Raw genomic sequence first — 3290 nt, forward strand, 5'->3', positions numbered from 1 at the left:
GGTGGGCACGCTGCCGCGGGACGGCTCGACGCGGCCGCGGTCGCCGGCGTGCTCGCCGACCGCGTGCTCGCCGGGCCCCGCCGCCTCGGCCCCGTCCGGCTGGTCTGCGTCGACGGCCCCGCAGGCTCGGGCAAGACGACGGCGGCGGGCCGGCTCGCCGCCGAGGTGGGTGCGCGCGGTGCCGGTGCCGCCGTGCTCCACCTCGACGACCTGTACGCCGGCTGGCGCGGGCTCGAGGGCTCGCTGTGGCCGCGCCTGTCCGCACAGGTGCTGGAGCCGCTGCGCCGCGGCCTGCCGGGGCGCTACCAGCGGTTCGACTGGCCGTCCGACCGGTTCGACGACTGGGTCGACGTGCCCGTCACCGATGTCCTCGTCCTGGAGGGGTGCGGGTCGGCACGCCGCGCGGCCGACGCCGTGGCGACCCTCCGCGTGTGGGTCGAGGCGGCGCCGGACCTGCGCCTGCGACGCGGGCTCGAGCGCGACGGCGAGGCCGCGCTGCCCCACTGGCGCACGTGGATGGCGGACGAGGACGCGCACTTCACGCGCGAGGGGACGCGCGGACGGGCCGACGTCCGGCTCGACGCCTTTGGCATGATGACCGCGTGACCGTCGAGCCGGAGCCCGCTCCCGGGGACGCACCGCCCCCGGGCGGCGTCCTCGGCCTCGGCCCGGTGCCCGCGCGCACGTGGTACGCGCGGGACGTCCTGCAGGTGGCGCGCGACCTGCTCGGCGGCTACGTGACCACCCGCACGCCCGAGGGCGCCGTCACGGTCCGCCTGACCGAGGTCGAGGCGTACGGCGGCGAGGACGACCCGGGCTCGCACGCCTTCCGCGGCCGGACGCCGCGCAACGCGGCGATGTTCGCCGAGCCGGGCCGGCTCTACGTGTACCGGCACATGGGTCTGCACCACTGCGTCAACGTCGTGACGCAGCCCGCCGGGCGGGCGTCGGCGGTGCTGCTGCGCGCCGGTGAGGTCGTCGAGGGCGCCGCGCTCGCGTGGGCGCGCCGCGAGCGGTCCGGCGTCGTCGACAGTGCGCGCCAGCTCGCGCGCGGACCGGCGCGGCTGGCCGTGTGCCTCGGCCTCGACCTCGCCGCGAACGGCTGCGACGTGACGGAGCCGGGCGGCGCGGTGGTCGTGCGCCGGCGCGACGCGGGCACCGTGCTGCCCGCCGTCGCGACGGGACCGCGGGTCGGCGTGTCGGGCCCGGGCGGCGACGGCGGCGCGCACCCCTGGCGGCTCTGGCTGACGGACGAGCGGACGGTCTCCGCGTACCGCCCGGCGTATCGGTCGCCGGCGTCGGCAGACGCCCCTCGCGGGGCGACGACGTCGGCCTGAGGCCCGTGCCCCGCGGCGCCGCCTCCCGGACCACCCGACCGCACGACCACGACCCCGGGCGCCCCGCGCCCGCGAGGAGGAGACAGACGTGAGCAGCATCCTCGACGAGCTCGAGTGGCGGGGCCTCGTCGCCCAGACCACCGACCGCGACGCGCTGGCCCAGGCGCTGGCCGCCGGGCCGGTCACGTTCTACACCGGCTTCGACCCGACGGCGCCGAGCCTGCACCACGGCCACCTCGTGCAGCTCGTGCTCATGCGCCACCTGCAGCTCGCGGGCCACCGCCCGCTCGCCCTCGTCGGCGGCGCCACGGGCCTGATCGGCGACCCGCGCATGTCGGGGGAGCGGGTCCTCAACACGCCCGAGACGGTCGCCGAGTGGGTCGGCCGCCTGCGCGCCCAGATCGAGCGCTTCCTCGACTTCGAGGGCCCCGACGCCGCCGTCATGGTGAACAACCTCGACTGGACGGGTGGGCTGTCGGCGATCGACTTCCTGCGCGACGTGGGCAAGCACTACCGCCTCGGCACGATGCTCGCGAAGGACACGGTCGCGCGCCGGCTCGCGAGCGAGGAGGGCATCTCCTTCACCGAGTTCAGCTACCAGATCCTGCAGGGGCTGGACTACCGGGAGCTCTTCCGCCGGCACGGCTGCACGCTGCAGACCGGCGGCAACGACCAGTGGGGCAACCTGCTGTCGGGGGTGGACCTCATCCGCAAGACCGAGCGCACGCCCGTGCACGCGTTGACCACCCCGCTCATCACGAAGGCGGACGGCACGAAGTTCGGCAAGTCGGAGGGCGGTGCCGTCTGGCTCGCGCCGGACATGATGACGCCGTACGCCTTCTACCAGTTCTGGGTCAACACCGACGACGCCGACGTCGTCCGCTACCTCAAGGTGTTCACGTTCCGCAGCCGGGCGGAGATCGCGGAGCTGGAGGAGTCGGTGGCGAGCCGGCCGGCGGCGCGCGAGGCGCAGCGGACCCTGGCGCACGACGTCACCGCGCTGGTGCACGGCACGGCTGCCGCGGACGCCGTCGTCGCCGCCAGCCAGGCCCTGTTCGGACGCGGTGCGCTCGAGGACCTCGACGCCGACACCTTCGCGGCCGCCGTGGCGGAGTTGCCGACCGCGCCGGGCGGCGCGGGCGACGCGGTCGTCGAGCTGCTCGCCGCCACGGGCGTCGTGGCCAGCAAGGCGGCCGCCCGTCGTGCGGTGGCGGAGGGCGGGGCGTCCGTGAACAACGTGCGGGTCACGGACGAGGACGCCGTCCTCACCGCGGACCAGCTGCTGCACGGGCGCTGGGCGGTGCTGCGGCGTGGGAAGCGCACGCTCGCCGTCGTCGACGCCCGGGCGTGAGCTCGCGTACGGCGACCGCGGCCGGCGGCCCGCCCGACGAGGGGGCGGGCCGCCGGGACCGCGCCGAGACGCTCCGCGGGGGCGCTCGGGCCGAGGGAGTGCGCGCGAACGCCGGGCGGCCCGGTCGTGGCGACCGCGGGCCGGACCCCGGCGGGAGCCGTGACCACGGTCACCGGCGAGCGGGTTTGCGCGAGACCCCCGGGACGCGTAGTGTTCTACAGGCCCGCCCGGCAGGGAGGAACGGACGCCGACTCGATCGGCGGACGGTCCCACGGAGCAGGGCAACAACCCCGCACGTACGACCCGGACGCTCTTCGCGTCGGGGTACGGCGCACGGGTCGGTCCGGACGTACGGCGATCACCTCGGTGGTCGACGGGTCCCGGGCCATGCGGTAGAAATCGCAGCCGGAATCGACGAGGGAATGACCGCCGCAGGGTGGTCAGGAACTCCGAGAGGATGAGCTAAGGTGGAAACCGCAGCGGAGAACAGCAGGAATGATCGCCTCAGTGGTCAGGAATGCAGAGAACATCCGCTACGATGGTGAACGAGCCTCCTGCGGGATGCCGAAAGGCTGATCGAGGATGAGCGTCTGTTCCTTGAG

3 protein-coding genes are annotated in these 3290 nt (G+C 75.4%); all 3 read left to right on the top strand.

Features of this window, described 5'->3' with window-relative positions; genetic code table 11:
* A partial coding sequence (locus AB6N23_RS17825) for a uridine kinase family protein (protein ID WP_412867306.1) occupies positions 1-606 on the top strand: 606 nt, incomplete at its 5' end.
* On the top strand, positions 603-1337 hold the full coding sequence (locus AB6N23_RS17830) for a DNA-3-methyladenine glycosylase (RefSeq protein ID WP_412867307.1): 735 nt from the start codon (positions 603-605) through the stop codon (positions 1335-1337). The genes AB6N23_RS17825 and AB6N23_RS17830, both read left to right, overlap by 4 nt.
* Positions 1338-1425: 88 nt before the next feature.
* Positions 1426-2688 carry a tyrosine--tRNA ligase gene (tyrS, locus tag AB6N23_RS17835; RefSeq protein ID WP_412867308.1) on the top strand — a complete coding sequence of 421 codons (1263 nt, stop codon included), beginning with the start codon at positions 1426-1428 and terminating at the stop codon, positions 2686-2688.
* Positions 2689-3290 lie beyond the last annotated feature (602 nt).

Origin of the sequence: Cellulomonas pasadenensis (genome assembly GCF_047229365.1) — a bacterium.
GTDB lineage: Bacteria > Actinomycetota > Actinomycetes > Actinomycetales > Cellulomonadaceae > Cellulomonas.